Origin of the sequence: Streptomyces sp. NPDC050085, assembly GCF_044460595.1 — a bacterium.
GTDB lineage: Bacteria > Actinomycetota > Actinomycetes > Streptomycetales > Streptomycetaceae > Streptomyces.
In genome coordinates, this window is the sequence record NZ_JBITJZ010000010.1 from 31850 (window position 1) to 45334 (window position 13485).

14 protein-coding genes are annotated in these 13485 nt (G+C 71.0%); 4 read left to right on the forward strand and 10 right to left on the reverse strand.

All coding sequences use genetic code 11. The features are described 5' to 3' along the window. Positions 1-222: 222 nt before the first annotated feature. The 5 genes from ACIBUY_RS30740 to mshD all read right to left on the reverse strand — a co-directional run bounded on the left by ACIBUY_RS30740 (position 223) and on the right by mshD (position 4545). Positions 223-1167, reverse strand: a complete 945-nt coding sequence (locus ACIBUY_RS30740; protein ID WP_399154341.1) for an ABC transporter permease — start codon at positions 1165-1167, stop codon at positions 223-225. Beyond that, positions 1164-2147 carry a hypothetical protein gene (locus tag ACIBUY_RS30745; RefSeq protein WP_399154342.1) on the reverse strand — a complete coding sequence of 328 codons (984 nt, stop codon included), beginning with the start codon at positions 2145-2147 and terminating at the stop codon, positions 1164-1166. Before ACIBUY_RS30745 ends, ACIBUY_RS30740 begins: the two co-directional genes overlap by 4 nt. Further along, entirely contained in the window at positions 2144-3058 is a 915-nt protein-coding gene (locus ACIBUY_RS30750) for an ABC transporter ATP-binding protein (protein ID WP_365579200.1), read from the reverse strand. The genes ACIBUY_RS30745 and ACIBUY_RS30750 overlap by 4 nt, the downstream gene beginning before the upstream one ends. Then, positions 3055-3483 carry a GntR family transcriptional regulator gene (locus ACIBUY_RS30755; protein ID WP_365579198.1) on the reverse strand — a complete coding sequence of 143 codons (429 nt, stop codon included), beginning with the start codon at positions 3481-3483 and terminating at the stop codon, positions 3055-3057. The genes ACIBUY_RS30750 and ACIBUY_RS30755 overlap by 4 nt, the downstream gene beginning before the upstream one ends. 117 nt (positions 3484-3600) lie before the next feature. Continuing rightward, positions 3601-4545 (reverse strand): mycothiol synthase, encoded by a 945-nt coding sequence (gene mshD, locus ACIBUY_RS30760; RefSeq protein WP_365579884.1) that lies wholly within the window; start codon positions 4543-4545, stop codon positions 3601-3603. Positions 4546-4682: 137 nt separating this feature from the next. Between mshD and ACIBUY_RS30765 the strand changes: the two genes are divergently transcribed. From ACIBUY_RS30765 to ACIBUY_RS30780, 4 genes are all read left to right on the forward strand, one after another. Continuing rightward, the gene (locus ACIBUY_RS30765) at positions 4683-6509 is read left to right on the forward strand and encodes a bifunctional metallophosphatase/5'-nucleotidase (RefSeq protein ID WP_399154343.1); all 1827 of its coding nucleotides are present in this window, start codon (positions 4683-4685) and stop codon (positions 6507-6509) included. A gap of 111 nt (positions 6510-6620) precedes the next feature. Next, positions 6621-7886, forward strand: a complete 1266-nt coding sequence (locus ACIBUY_RS30770) for a DUF2993 domain-containing protein (protein ID WP_399154344.1) — start codon at positions 6621-6623, stop codon at positions 7884-7886. A 69-nt stretch (positions 7887-7955) separates the two neighbouring features. Next, positions 7956-8573: a helix-turn-helix domain-containing protein gene (locus tag ACIBUY_RS30775; RefSeq protein ID WP_365579875.1), complete on the forward strand. Its 618-nt coding sequence runs from the start codon at positions 7956-7958 to the stop codon at positions 8571-8573. A gap of 25 nt (positions 8574-8598) precedes the next feature. Beyond that, positions 8599-8799 carry a hypothetical protein gene (locus ACIBUY_RS30780; RefSeq protein ID WP_399154345.1) on the forward strand — a complete coding sequence of 67 codons (201 nt, stop codon included), beginning with the start codon at positions 8599-8601 and terminating at the stop codon, positions 8797-8799. Here the strand turns inward: ACIBUY_RS30780 and ACIBUY_RS30785 are convergent. The 5 genes from ACIBUY_RS30785 to ACIBUY_RS30805 all read right to left on the reverse strand — a co-directional run bounded on the left by ACIBUY_RS30785 (position 8780) and on the right by ACIBUY_RS30805 (position 13455). After that, positions 8780-10210, reverse strand: a complete 1431-nt coding sequence (locus tag ACIBUY_RS30785) for an ATP-binding protein (protein ID WP_399154346.1) — start codon at positions 10208-10210, stop codon at positions 8780-8782. The genes ACIBUY_RS30780 and ACIBUY_RS30785 overlap by 20 nt on opposite strands. Then, complete coding sequence (locus tag ACIBUY_RS30790) at positions 10207-10941, reverse strand: response regulator transcription factor (RefSeq protein WP_399154347.1); 735 nt, start codon at positions 10939-10941, stop codon at positions 10207-10209. Before ACIBUY_RS30790 ends, ACIBUY_RS30785 begins: the two co-directional genes overlap by 4 nt. Before the next feature lie 42 nt (positions 10942-10983). After that, a complete protein-coding gene (locus ACIBUY_RS30795; RefSeq protein ID WP_365579865.1) occupies positions 10984-11157 on the reverse strand; it encodes a hypothetical protein in 174 nt (57 codons plus the stop codon). 30 nt (positions 11158-11187) lie between these two features. Then, complete coding sequence (locus tag ACIBUY_RS30800) at positions 11188-12333, reverse strand: S1C family serine protease (protein ID WP_399154348.1); 1146 nt, start codon at positions 12331-12333, stop codon at positions 11188-11190. A gap of 99 nt (positions 12334-12432) precedes the next feature. Continuing rightward, positions 12433-13455 (reverse strand): LacI family DNA-binding transcriptional regulator, encoded by a 1023-nt coding sequence (locus tag ACIBUY_RS30805; protein ID WP_365579859.1) that lies wholly within the window; start codon positions 13453-13455, stop codon positions 12433-12435. Positions 13456-13485 lie beyond the last annotated feature (30 nt).

Genomic DNA, 13485 nt, shown 5'->3' on the forward strand with positions numbered 1-13485 from the left:
CTGCGCCCGGGTCAACTGGGCGGTGCCGCGCTCCAGTTCACGCCCGAGGCAGGCAGCGCGTGCGTCATGAGCCGGATCTCCTTCCGCGGGTGGGGCTCTGTGTGCGGGTTCGCTTCGGGTGGGGGGACGGGGGCGGCTCGGCCGTGCCCGTGAACCACATCTGGAGTGCCGCGGCCGCGGTGCCCGCCGCCGACGACAGTCGTACGAGCGGCCTGGCGAGGTTCATGCGGCCACTCTCTTTCGGAGGACGAGGAACGCGAGGGTGGAGACAGCCGCGGCGAGGCCCAACAGGACGGCGGACTCGACCAGTTGGAGCGGCCAGAAGTGCGACGCCGGGTGATAGGAGCTGAAGTACCCGACGACGTCGTGGTCGGCCAGGCACTTCTTGTCGTCGACGCAGATCGGGTCGGCGATGTGGGCGCCCGAGGACGTGACGGCGCCCTCGTCGAGGTAGTCGCCGCTGACCCCCGTGTACCCGACCTCGACCTTGCTGATGACCGTCCGCGCGGGCCACAGGTGCGGGTGCAGCGCCTTCACGCACACCGACAGCAGGAGCAGCAGCACCGCGGCGAAGCCGCCGGCCGCCAGCATCTTGCGCTGCAGCACGGCGCCGAGGACGCCGCAGGCCAGGCCGAGGAGGGGCAGGGCGACCGCGGTCGGGCCGAGGACGTCGTACGCGCCGTTGAACCACACGTTGTCGTTCAGGCCGCGGGCCCGGGCGGCGACCGCGTGACGCAGGAGCACGAGGAGGCCGGTGCCCGTGGTGAGCAGCAGTGCGGGCACGAACAGCTTCGCGGCGAGCCAGCGCGCCGGGGTGACGCCCTGGGTCCACGCCAAGTGCGCGGTGCCGCGCTCCAGTTCACGCCCGACGAGGACGGCGCCCGCGAACACGGCGACGGCGAACGGGAGGGCGGTCAGTGTGCCGTCGACCAGGGTGATCACGTAGTGGTACGAGGTGCCCGTCGGGCCCTCGGCGGTGCAGCCGCTCACCGAGCCGGACCTGCAGTGGCCGGAGATGTCGAGCCCGTTCGTCCCCGGGCCCCACAGCCACACCAGCGCGGCCGCCGTGAGGGCGACGTACGCGGTCCACAGCCGCAGGGCGACGCGGTGCAGGCGCAGCACGGTCCAGGTCAGGCCCGTCGGGCGGGCGAAAGCGGTGGCGCTCATGCGGAGGCCCCCTTCTTGGGCTGGTAGCGGCGCAGGACCAGGAACGCGGCGACGACGGCGAGCGCGGTCAGGCCGAGCAGGACGCCCGTCTCGGCGAGCTGGCGCGGCCAGTAGTCGGGGGAGGGCAGGTAGTGCCGGGTGAAGCCGGTGACGTGGTGGGCGTCGAGGCACTTGGTGTCCGTGTAGCACTGCGGGTCGCTGATCTGCGCGCCGGACGAGGTGATCGCCTTGCTGTGCACCGGCAGCTCGGGCTGCTGGTAACTGCCCTGGATCGGCCAGGAGTTGGAGCGGAACGCGCCGACCAGGTACGTGACGGTCCCGGCGACGGCGAGCGCGGGCAGGGCGCGGCGCAGGACCAGCGCGACGAGCACGCCCACGGCCAGCCCGAACAGGGCGTTGGCGAGCGTGGCCGGGCCGATGGAGAAGGCGAAGTCGCGCGGGCCGATGCCGGCGACGAGCAGGTGGTTCCGGTCGTCCCACACCAGGCGGTACAGCACGACGAGCAGGCCGGTGCCGACGGTGATCAGCAGCGCGGGCACGGCCAGCTTGGTGGCGAGCCAGCGCATCGGGGACACGGACTGGGTCCACGCCAACCGGGCGGTGCCCGACTCCAGTTCGCGACCGATCAGCGGGCCCGCGGCGAACACGGCGATGACGACCGCGGCGATCCGGGTCAGCGTCAGCGGGTCGTAGAAGAGGGAGTCGAAGGAGTGGCCGATGAAGGGCAGGTAGAGGGACTTGCCGTCCCACGCGTTGTCCTGCGCCCCGCTGTAGCCGAACGCGTCGAACGCCTTCTGTGCCGAGGACGAGCCGGGCCCCCACAGCCACAGCAGCAGGCCGACGCTGATCGTGATGTACCCGGTCCACACCCACAGGGCGGTGCGGTGCAGGCGGAGCACCGTCCACACCAGGCCGTCGGCGCCGGGCAGGGTGCGCTTGACCGGGGCCTCGACGGGCCGCTCCAGGGTCGGGGCGCTCATGCGGACACCGCCGAACCGGTCGTGCGGGCCGGCGAAGAGGGGGTCGTGCCCGGGGTGAGCAGGGCCGGGGCCTCGGGGGAGCGCAGATGGGCCAGGAGCAGCTCCTCCAGGGAGGGCTCCTGGACCTGCCAGCCGTCGGCATCGCCGAGCGGTGCTTCGCGGCGGATCAGGGCGGTGGTGCCGCGGCCGGAGGGACGGGACTCGACGACCGTGTGGCCCGACAGGTCGCCGCGGCCGGTGACCAGGCTGTGCGCGCCGATCAGGTCGTCGATGCCGCCGCCGAGCCGGATGCGGCCGCCGCCCAGGAGCAGCAGGTGGTCGCAGGCGTCGGACAGCTCGGACACGATGTGCGAGGACATCAGGACGGTCGTGCCGTGCTCGGCGGCGTCCGCCATCAGCGTGCCGAGCATCTCGTGCCGGGCCAGCGGGTCGAGGTCGGCCATCGGCTCGTCGAGCAGCATCAGCTCGGGCCGCTTGCCGAGGGCCAGGGCGAGCGCGACGCGGGTGCGCTGGCCGCCGGAGAGCGAGCGGACGCGGGCCTTCGGGTCGAGGGAGCCCTGCTCGACGATGCGCGCCGCGTAGGCCGCGTCCCACCGGCGCGGGTTCAGCTCGGCGCCCATGCGCAGGGTGTCCGCGATGGACAGCTGCGGGTGCAGGGGCTTGTCCTGCGAGAGGTAGGCGACCTTCTCGCGGGCCTCGCCCGGGCCCGCGCCGAGCACGGTCAGGCGGCCCGAGGTCTGCCGCATCAGGCCGGCGGCGATCGCCAACAGGGTGGACTTTCCCGCCCCGTTGGGCCCGACGAGGGCGCTGATGCGGCCCTCGGGGAGGCGGAACGAGCAGTCGTCGAGGGCGGCGGCGCCGTGCCGCCCGTACCGCTTGACGAGGCCGGTCGCCTCGATGGCCGTGCTCATGGGGTCCCCTTGGTGGTGGTGCTGAAGTGTGCTTCCAACGCGTTGCCGAACAGGGCTGCCACGTCGTCGCGGTCGAGCCCTGCCTCCTTCGCCCGTCTCGCCCAGTCGTCCAGGTCGGCCTTGAGCGGCGAGTCGGCCGCCGCGGATCCGAGGGACTTGCGCACGAACGTGCCGAGCCCTCTGCGGGCCTCGACGAGCCCGGAGCGCTCCAGCTCGCGGTACGCCTTGAGCACCGTGTTCGGGTTGATGGCCGTCGCTTCGACGACCTCGCGGGCGGTCGGCAGCTTGTCCCCGGGCTCGAGCATGCCCATGCGCAGGGCCTGCTCGGTCTGGTGGACGATCTGCAGATAGGTGGCGACGCCGCTGTGGCGGTCGATCCGGAACTCGATGACGGGCTCAGGCCCTCTGTACTGCGGCTCGGCCACTGGCGTACCCCCCTTCCCTACTTTCACTAATCAAGTAGTGAAAGGGTGATGCAAGAGAGGGGGCGGCGTCAAGTGACGCCGCCCCCTCGATCCCGCCGGAGCCTTCCGATCGAGCCGTTATGACTCGGTTCGGTACATCAAGTCCGTTTCGTACGTCGTGAATCCGAGCCGCTCGTACACGCTCACCGCCGCCTTGTTGTCGGCGTCCACGTAGAGCATCGCCGTCGGCAGCCCGGCCGCCGCCAGGTGCCGCAGGCCCGTCGCGGTCAGCGCCTTGCCGAGCCCGCCGCCCTGCTGACCGGGGGCGACCCCGACCACGTACACCTCGCCGAGCTGCGCCCCCGCGTCGTCGGCGTGCACCTTCGTCCAGTGGAAGCCGACCAGCTGGTCACCCTTGAAGGCGAGGAAGAAGCCCGCCGGGTCGAACCACGGCTCCCCCTTGCGGTCGTCCAGGTCGCGCTGGGTCAGGGAGCCCTGCTCGGGGTGGTGCGCGAACGCCGCCGCGTTCACCGCCAGCCAGGCCGCGTCGTCCTGACCGGGGACGAAGGTGCGGATGCGCACCCCGCTCGGCAGCTCGGGCTCGGGCAGGTCCAGGTCCGTCAACGGCCGCCGCATCTGCCGCAGTTCGCGGAACAGGGTCAGGCCGAGCACCTGCGCCAGATGCCGCGCCGCACCGTGCCCGCCGTGCGCCCACACCCGCAGCCGCTTGCCCGACGCGGCGAGCAGCGCCGAGCCGAGCGCCCGCCCGTGCCCGTGCCCGCGGTGCGCCGGGTGCACGACCAGTTCGGCGGCCGGCGCCTCGACCGGATCGGTGTCCTCCAGCTGCGCGTACCCGTACAGCTCGCCGTCGACGGTCAGCAGCAGATGCCGCACGCCGTCACGCTCGCCGCCGCGCAGTTGCAGCCGTCCCTGTTCGGACACGGCCTGCTGGCCGTCCGTGCGCGCGGCGTCGGACAGCAGCCCGAGCACGGCGGCGGACTGCTCGGCGGACAGGGCGGAGAGGGTGTCGATCTGGCGTCCCGGGACGGCCGGATCGGGGGCGGGGGCGGGGTCCGTGGTCATGGATACGAGGGTACGGCGGGGCCGGGGCGAGGCGATGGCAACCAGCTCGTAACCTGCAATCCCCTGTTGCGCTACGCGCGTTGACCCTAGGCTGCCCGGCAGTCACAGTCTCCGCACAGCACCCAGGGGGATCCCTTATGCCCGTCAGGACGAGCAGGCGCCTGAGAGCCGCCCTCGGCGCCGTCGCCACCCTCGCCACCGCAGGCGCGCTGATGGCCGCGATGCCCGCGGGTTCCGGCCACGGCGGTGGTCCCGGTGGCGGTCACGGCGGCGGACAAGGCCGCTACCAGGACGTACAGCTGCTGTCGTTCAACGACTTCCACGGGAACCTGGAGCCGCCGGCCGGTTCGTCCGGGCAGGTCACCGAGACGCAGGCCGACGGCACGAAGAAGCAGATCGACGCGGGCGGCGTGGAGTACCTGGCCACGTCGCTGCGCACCGCGCGCGCGGGTCACCCGTACAGCATCACGGCGGCGGCCGGTGACCTGATCGGCGCGAGCCCGCTCCTGTCAGGACTGTTCCACGACGAGCCGACCGTCGAGGCGATGAACAAGCTCGACCTGGACGTCACCTCCGTCGGCAACCACGAGTTCGACGAGGGCGCCAAGGAACTGTCGCGCATGCAGAACGGCGGCTGTCACCCGACGGCCGGCTGCTACGAAGCGGGCAAGACGTTCGAGGGCGCCGACTACCCCTACCTCGCCGCCAACGTGACGGACGAGAAGACCGGCAAGCCGATCCTCGCTCCCTACTGGGTGTGGAAGCAGAACGGCGTGAAGGTCGGCTTCATCGGCGTCACGCTGGAAGGCACGCCGAACATCGTCTCGGCCGACGGCGTCAAGGGCCTGAAGTTCCACGACGAGATCGAGACCGTCAACAAGTACGCGAAGATCCTCGACAAGCAGGGCGTGAAGTCGATCGTCGCGCTCATCCACGAGGGCGGCGCCCCGGCCTCGACCTCGTACAACTACGGCTGTGACTCCCCGGGCGCGGGCGACGGCATCTCCGGGCCGATCGTCGACATCGCCAAGGGCATCACGCCGAAGGTCGACGCCCTGGTCACGGGCCACACGCACCAGGCGTACGTGTGCACGATCCCCGACCCGTCCGGCAAGCCGCGCATGGTCACGTCGGCGTCCTCGTACGGGAAGCTCTACACGGACACGACGCTGACCTACGACCGTCGTACGAAGGACATCGTCCGTACGTCGGTGAAGTCGCCGAAGTCGCCCACGTCGGCGAACCACGTGGTGACGCGCACGCAGCCCAAGGCCGCCGACATGACGGCCCTGATCGGCAAGTGGAACAAGCTCGCCGCGCCCGTCTCGAACCAGGCCGTCGGCTACATCTCCGGCGACGTCCCCGGCCGTGGCGCGGGCACGCCCGAGGAGCCGCTCGGCGACCTCATCGCGGACGCGCAGCTCGCACACGCCAAGTCCCTTGATCCGAAGGCGAGTCTGGCCCTGATGAACCCGGGCGGGGTCCGCTCCGACCTCGTGTTCAAGGCGAGCGGCAGCGAGGGCGACGGGGTCGTGACGTACGGCGAGGCGTTCACCGTGCAGCCGTTCAGCAACACGGTCAATCTGGTCGACCTCACCGGCGAGCAGGTCATCACGGCGCTCCAGCAGCAGGTCAGCGGCTCGAACGAGGCCTCGCCGAAGATCCTCCAGCCGTCGGCGGGACTCACGTACACGCTCGACATGACGAAGGCGGGCGCGGCCCGCGTCGTCGTCGACTCGATCAGGCTCAACGGCGCGGCGATCGACCCGGCCGCCACCTACCGCGTCGCGATGAACTCCTTCCTCGCGGGCGGCGGCGACGGCTTCGCGGCGCTCGGGCAGGGCAAGAACCCGCTGGTCGGCAGCGACGACCTGAAGGCGTTCAACGACTACCTGACCGCCAACTCCTCGGCCGCGAACCCGATCGCGCCGCCGAAGGGGGACCGGATCACGATCGTGAAGTGACGTCCTACAGCAGACAGTGACAGTGACAGTGACAGTGACCTGTGCCTCACCTGGTCGCTTACTGCGCGTAGGGCTTGCGGGTGGGGCAGGAGCGCATGGTGGGATGAGCCGATGCGTTCCCCCCACCGCATAGCCACGCATCCCAATCCGTACGACGAACTCGGCGAACTCGACGAACTCGCCGACCGTCAGTTCCAACAGCCCAACCCGCTCGACGAGTTCCTGCACGAGGAACACGACGGCTCCGACGGCTCCGACCGCTCTGACGGTTTCGGCGGAGCCGACGACGCCGACGACGCGTGGCTGCCGCCCAATCACCGGCGCGGCAGCCGCCGCCGCAACCGCTTCGCGGGCCTCCCGCTCGCCGCCAAGGCACTCGTCGCCGTCCTCGTCCTCGTCGCCTTCCTCGCCCTCGCCGACCGCTGGGCCGTCTTGTACGCCGAGCACCGCGCCGCCCAGCAGCTCAAGAAGGAGCTGCACCTGACGGCGGCGCCCGAGGTCGAGATCGAGGGCTTTCCCTTCCTCACCCAGCTCGCCGACCGCCGCGTCGACGAGATGAAGGTGACCGTCCCCGACGTCGCCGCCGACCGCGTCACCCTCGCCAAGGTGCAGGCGACCGCGAAGGACGTACGCATCGAGGGCTCGGGCCTCACCGGCATCAGCGGTGCCTCCGTGGACGCGATGCACGGCGAGGTGCTGCTCAGCTTCGCCGACATGAACCGTGAACTGGGCGCGTCCCAGGTCACGTTCACCGGTCACGGCCGCGACCGGGTGCTCGCGCGCGGCACCCTGCCCGTCGCCGGGCACGACGTGAAGGTCAGGGCCGACGCCACCATCCGGCGCCTCGGCGCGACCGGCATCGCCACCGAGATCGACGGGATGCGCCTGGACATCGGCGACCTGGCGACCTACCGGCCCGGTACGCGGTCCGCGGAGGGGCTGTACCTGACGGCGAAGTCGGTGGCCCGGATCACCGACGAGACCGACAAGGCCAGGCGGCTGCTGTCCGTCCCGGCGATCGTGCACCGCGCCGGGGTCCCCGACGCGGCGGTGCGCACCGCCCTGCGCAGCGACGCGAAGCTGAGCGACCTCACGGGTTCGCCGCGCTTCGTGAAGAGCCTGATGGGGATGAACCTGATCGACATCGGGCTCGAACACCCTTGGCTGCTGCAGAAGTTGGGCCTGGACCCGTCGCTGCTCAAGGGCCTGTCACAGCTGACCCGCCCGCAGCTCGCCGACCGCCTCTCCCTCGCTTTCCGGATGCCGCGGCTGCCGGGCGGGCACGGGTACGTGCGGCTGCGGGGCGTGGACGTGCAGAAGGACGGGATCCGGATCGATCTGTCGGGCGCGGGGCTGGCGGTGGGCCACGGGGGCTGAGGACCTTCCAAAGAAGATGTTGCAAAGAATCCCTTGCAAGGGATTCTTTGCATAGCTACCTTTGTACCCATGGACGAGCCCACCCCACCGCCCACCCCGCCGTCGAGCGAACCGACCACACCCAAAGTCCGCAATCTGGACGCCCGCTCGCTGCGGGGCCTGGCCCATCCGCTGCGGATGCGCATGCTGGACTCGCTGCGCTACAGCGGCCCGGCCACCGCCTCCCAACTCGCCGCGAAACTGGGCGAGTCGAGCGGTGCGACCAGCTACCACCTGCGCCAGCTCGCCGAGTACGGCTTCGTCGAGGACGCACCGGAGCACGGCAAGGGCCGCGAGCGCTGGTGGAAGGCGGTCTACTCCGGGACCGTCTTCGACAGCGCCCTGCTCAAGGACGAGGACCCGGAGGTGCGGGGCGCCGCCGACTTCTTCCTGCACGAGGTCGCGACCATGCACGCCCGGCAGCTGTCCACCTGGCTGGGCAGCCGCGACGCGTGGGGCAAGGCGTGGGACGACGCCACGGACGTGAGCAGCTGGACGCTACGGCTGACGCCGGAGCTCACCAAGGAACTCACCGAGAAGATGCACGAGTTGCTCGAGAGCTACCGCGACCTCGCCGTCACCAAGGGCGACCCGCAGGCCGAGCAGGTACGGATCCACACGCACGCCTTCCCCATCCACACGGACTGACGTCCAAGGACCGAAAGGCACGTCGATGCTTCCCGAGAGTCATCTCCTCCTGCACGAGACGCACGCTGCCGAACTCCATGCCGCGGCCGCCGAACACCGGCGCGCCCGCGACGCCCGTCAGCCGCGCGACCTGCGCGACCTGCGCGTCCGGCTCGGCTGGACCCTGGTCGAGGTCGGCCTGCGCATGGCCTCCGCGCCGCGGGAGCTCAGGCCGGCTGCTCTGTGATCTCCGGCGGCGGGGTGGGCGCACCCGGCAGTTTCAGGGTCGCCACCGTGCCGCCGCCGTCCGCGGCCGCGAGCGCGACCTCGCCGCCGCTCGCCTCGACCGTACGGGCCACGATCGACAGGCCGAGCCCCGAACCGGGCAGTGCCCGCGCGGTCGGCGACCGCCAGAACCGGTCGAAGACGTACGGCAGTTCGTCCTCCGGGATACCCGGACCGTGGTCCCGCACCGTGAGCGTCCCGCGCATCAGCGCGACCTGGACCGTGCCCTTCTCCGGGCTGAACTTCACGGCGTTGTCCAGCAGATTCACGATCGCCCGCTCCAGCGCGGCCGGTTCCGCCCGTACGTACCAGGGGGCCAGGTCGGCCTCGATGGTCAGCTCCGGGCCGCGCAGGCGGGCGCGCTCGATGGCGGCCCGCACGGTTTCGTGCAGCGAGATCACCTTGAGCGGGCCGTCGGTGCCGTTCAGCCCCGTACGCGACAGTTCCTGCAAGTCCCCGATCAGCGCGGCCAGTTCGATCATCTGCGCCTTGACCGAGGCCATCAGCGCCTTGCGGTCGTCCGGGGGGATGGCGCGGCCCGTCTCCTCGCTGCGGGTGAGCAGCTCGATGTTGGTGCGCATGGACGTCAACGGGGTCCGCAACTCGTGACCCGCGTCGGCGATCAGCTGCTGCTGCAGTTCGCGGGAGGAGGCGAGCGACGCGGTCATGGAGTTGAACGACTCCGAGAGCCGCGCGATCTCGTCGTCTCCTTCTACGGGGATCCGGACGGTCAGGTCCTCGGTTCTGGCTACGTGTTCGACGGCCTCGGTGAGTTGATCGACGGGGCGCAGTCCTGTGCGGGCGATCCATAGGCCGGCAGCCGTGGCACCGAGTACGCCGATGCCGCCTACCAGGAGGAGGACCCAGGCCAGTGAGGTGAGCGGCTTGGTGATCTCGTCCATGGGCTGGGCCATGGAGACGGCGTACCTGTCTTGAAGAACAGGGGCAGTTGGACCCGGCTGGTATGTGAAGACCCGCATGGCGGTGCCGTCGGCGTTGTCGGTCGTGTGCAACGCGTTCTTGCGTTCACCGTCGGCGACGGCGACATCGCCGGCCTGCACGGGAATTGCCGTCTGGTCGGCGGACGTACAGCTCTGACCGTGAGTCGTGACGATCTGGACGGTGTAGTTGCCGACCGGAGGCAGGGCCTGGTCGCTTCCGCCGATGCAGGATCCGGCCAGGAGCCGCAGGTACTGACTACTCACCTGTGAACTGCGCAGCGAAGAGTCCATCTGCGCCTGCAACTGAGCCCGCGTCATGAACCAACACGTCACCGCCACAGCCGCAACCGCCGCCGCAACCGCCACCGCCACCAGCAACGCCAACCGCGACCGCAACGGCAACGACCGCATCCGCCGCACCAACCGGTTCATTCGGCCCCGCCCGAGCGCAACACGTACCCCACACCCCGCACCGTATGAACGAGCCGCGGCTCGCCCCCGGCCTCCGTCTTCCTCCTGAGGTACATCACATACACGTCAAGCGAGTTGGACGACGGCTCGAAGTCGAAGCCCCAGACCGCCTTGAGGATCTGCTCGCGCGTGAGGACCTGGCGCGGGTGGGCCAGGAACATTTCGAGGAGCGTGAACTCGGTGCGGGTCAGCTCGACCGTGCGGTCGCCCCGGGTGACCTCACGGGTGGACAGATCCATGCGCAGGTCGGCGAACGACAGCGCATCGGAGTCGTCCACGGCCCCGTGGGAAGCGGCAGCGTAAGAGCTGCGGCGCAGCAGTGCGCGTACGCGGGCGAAGAGTTCGTCGAGTTCGAACGGCTTGACCAGATAGTCGTCGGCGCCCGCGTCGAGGCCGGTGACCCGGTCGCCGACGGTGTCGCGGGCGGTGAGCATCAGGATCGGGGTCGTGGAGCCCGTCGCGCGCAGGCGGCGCGCGGCCGTCAGACCGTCCATGCGCGGCATCTGAATGTCGAGGACGACCAGGTCGGGCTGGTAGACGGCAGCCTTCTCCAGCGCGTCCGCACCATCGACGGCGACCTCGGTCCCGTACCCCTCGAAGGCGAGGGAACGCTGGAGTGCCTCCCGCACCGCGGGCTCGTCGTCGACGATGAGGATGCGGTGCGGGTCGCGGTCGCCTTCGGCGGGGCTCATGGGCTGCGGCTTCCTAACGGACGGGTAGGGGCGGGGCGGTTCTCAGCCTCGCACGGTGGCGCGGCGGCCGCGTGCCGCCCGGCGCCGTGCCGTGGAGGACACGACTTCGGGGGCGCGGGTGACCGGCGGGGTGAGGGCCGCGGCGACGGTGAGGGCGAGGGCCAGGTCGGCGGGGCCCGCGGCCTCGGTGGTGTGACGGTGAACGGTGCGGATCATGGTGGTGCTCCCGGTTCTCCCCGAAGGGGGTCAGTTGCTGTCGGCGCCTCCGGCGCGGAGCGTGTCGAGGTCGGCCTTGACCGTGTTGATCGGGATGGCGAAGCCGAGGCCGACGCTGCCGGCGCTCGACGAGGCCCCCGACGAACCGGACGAGTCCGAACCGGCCGAGTACATCGCGGAGTTGATGCCGATGATGTTGCCGTTCATGTCGATCAGGGCGCCGCCGGAGTTGCCGGGGTTGAGCGATGCGTCGGTCTGCAGCGCCTTGTACGTCGTCGTGGACGAGCCGGTGTCGCCGTTGAACTGCCGGCCCCCGAACTCGAACGGCCACTGGCCGCTGCCACCGCCCTGCTGCTGTTCCTGCTGTCCCTCGCCGGTGGAGACGGTGACGTCGCGGTCGAGGGCCGAGACGATGCCGCTGGTGACGGTGCCGGTCAGGCCCTCGGGGGAGCCGATGGCGACGACCTGGTCGCCGACCTTGACGCCGTCGGAGTCGCCGAGGGTGGCGGCCTTCAGGCCCGAGGGGGCGTTCTTCAGCTTGAGGAGCGCGAGGTCCTTCTTGGCGTCGGTGCCGACGACCTCGGCCTCGTACGACTTGCCGTCGCTCGTCTTGACCTTGACCGAGGAGGCGCCGGAGACGACGTGGTTGTTGGTGATGATCTCGCCGCCGTCGGTGATGATGACGCCGGAGCCGGTCGAGGAGCCGCTCGACAGGGCCGCGTTGACCTCGACGATCGACGGGCTGACCGCGGAGGCGACCCCGGAGACGGTGCCCTTCTGGCTGCTGGGCACGACGTTGGTGCTGGTGGAGGAGGACGCCGTGGCGTTGTCCGAGCCGGTCAGCTCCTGGAAGGCGTACGCGGTGCCGCCACCGACGGCGGCCGCCGCGATCGCCACGGCCGCGAGCAGCCCGGCCGGGCCGCGCAGCCGCTTCTTCTTCGGGGTCTCGGGCTGGGGCTCGGGACCGTACGCGGCGAACCGGGCGGTGTGCCCGTCGCCGTGACCGCCGTGCCCGGAGTCACCGCCGCCCGGCCAGACCGTCGTACCGGGAGCGACGCTCACGGGCTCGTACGACGGCGGGGGAGGGTAGGCGCTCTCGGCGTACGCGCTCTCGGAGTACGGGGACTGCTCGGGGCCCTGGGGGTACTCGCCGCTGCGGCGGAAGCTCTCGGTCATGGCAGTAAGCCTGTGGCGCGTACATGAGAGCCACCTGAGTGTGTCCTGAGAGTCCCAGCAGAAGCCTGTTTGCCCGAAATAAAGGCCTGGGCCCGCCCGTTACGCGCAGCCGCAGGACTGACGTACGACGAGTCGCGACGGGAACAGCTTCAGGCGTTCCCGGCGCGATCCCGCCACGCGCAGCGAGTCGTCCAGGACGAGATCGACGGCGGCCCGCGCCATCGCCGAACGGTCCGAGGCGACCGTGGTCAGCGGCGGATCGGTGAGCCCCGCCTCCTTCACGTCGTCGAACCCGGCGACGGCCAGCTCGCTCGGCACCTCGATGCGCAGCTCGCGCGCGGCCCGCAGCACACCGATGGCCTGGTCGTCGGTGGAGCAGAAGATCGCGGGCGGCCGGTGCGGCCCGGCGAGCAGTTCGAGCGCCACCTTGTACGCGTCGTAGCGGTTGTACGGCGCCTCGAAGAGCCGGCCCTCGGTGGAGTGGCCCGCCTCCTGCATCGCCCGGCGCCAGCCCTCGACGTGGTCGGAGACCGGGTCGCCGACGGACGGGGTGTCCGCGGTGCCGCCGAGGCAGGCCACGTACGCGTACCCGTGCTCCAGGAGGTGGCGGGTGGCGAGCTGGGCGCCGCCGAGGTCGTCCGTGACGACGGCGACGTCGTCGATCGCCTCGGGCCGCTCGTGCAGCAGCACGACGCGGGCGTCCCACGCCTCGATCTCGGTCGCCGCCAGATCGTTCAGACCGTGGCTGACGAGGATGAGCCCGGAGACCCGCATGCCGAGGAACGCGCGCAGATAGTGGACCTCGCGGTCGCTCACGTAGTCGGAGTTGCCGACGAGGACCATCTTTCCGCGCTCGGACGCCGCCTGTTCCACCGCGTGCGCCATCTCCGCGAAGAACGGCTGCCGCGAGTCAGGGACGATCATCCCTATGAGGTCCGTGCGCCGTGAGGCCATGGCCTGGGCGACCCGGTCGGGCCGGTACCCCAGCTCCTTGATCGCGGCGAGAACGCGCTCGCGCGTGGCCGGGGCGACCGGCCGGGGTCCGTTGTTGATCACGTAGGACACGACGGCGGTCGAAGTACCCGCCAGTCGCGCAACGTCGTCCCGAGTCACCTTGGCCACGCGCGGAGTCTACGCGGATGGACCCCGCCG

Coding starts and splice junctions, on each gene's coding strand:
- ACIBUY_RS30780 (WP_399154345.1), top strand. CDS start 8,599: ATGCTTCCCGAGAGTCATCTCCTCCTGCACGAGACGCACGCTGCCGAA.
- ACIBUY_RS30750 (WP_365579200.1), bottom strand. CDS start 3,058: ATGAGCACGGCCATCGAGGCGACCGGCCTCGTCAAGCGGTACGGGCGG.
- ACIBUY_RS30775 (WP_365579875.1), top strand. CDS start 7,956: ATGGACGAGCCCACCCCACCGCCCACCCCGCCGTCGAGCGAACCGACC.
- ACIBUY_RS30790 (WP_399154347.1), bottom strand. CDS start 10,941: ATGAGCCCCGCCGAAGGCGACCGCGACCCGCACCGCATCCTCATCGTC.
- ACIBUY_RS30740 (WP_399154341.1), bottom strand. CDS start 1,167: ATGAGCGCCACCGCTTTCGCCCGCCCGACGGGCCTGACCTGGACCGTG.
- ACIBUY_RS30795 (WP_365579865.1), bottom strand. CDS start 11,157: ATGATCCGCACCGTTCACCGTCACACCACCGAGGCCGCGGGCCCCGCC.
- ACIBUY_RS30800 (WP_399154348.1), bottom strand. CDS start 12,333: ATGACCGAGAGCTTCCGCCGCAGCGGCGAGTACCCCCAGGGCCCCGAG.
- ACIBUY_RS30765 (WP_399154343.1), top strand. CDS start 4,683: ATGCCCGTCAGGACGAGCAGGCGCCTGAGAGCCGCCCTCGGCGCCGTC.
- ACIBUY_RS30785 (WP_399154346.1), bottom strand. CDS start 10,210: ATGAACCGGTTGGTGCGGCGGATGCGGTCGTTGCCGTTGCGGTCGCGG.
- ACIBUY_RS30770 (WP_399154344.1), top strand. CDS start 6,621: ATGCGTTCCCCCCACCGCATAGCCACGCATCCCAATCCGTACGACGAA.
- mshD (WP_365579884.1), bottom strand. CDS start 4,545: ATGACCACGGACCCCGCCCCCGCCCCCGATCCGGCCGTCCCGGGACGC.
- ACIBUY_RS30745 (WP_399154342.1), bottom strand. CDS start 2,147: ATGAGCGCCCCGACCCTGGAGCGGCCCGTCGAGGCCCCGGTCAAGCGC.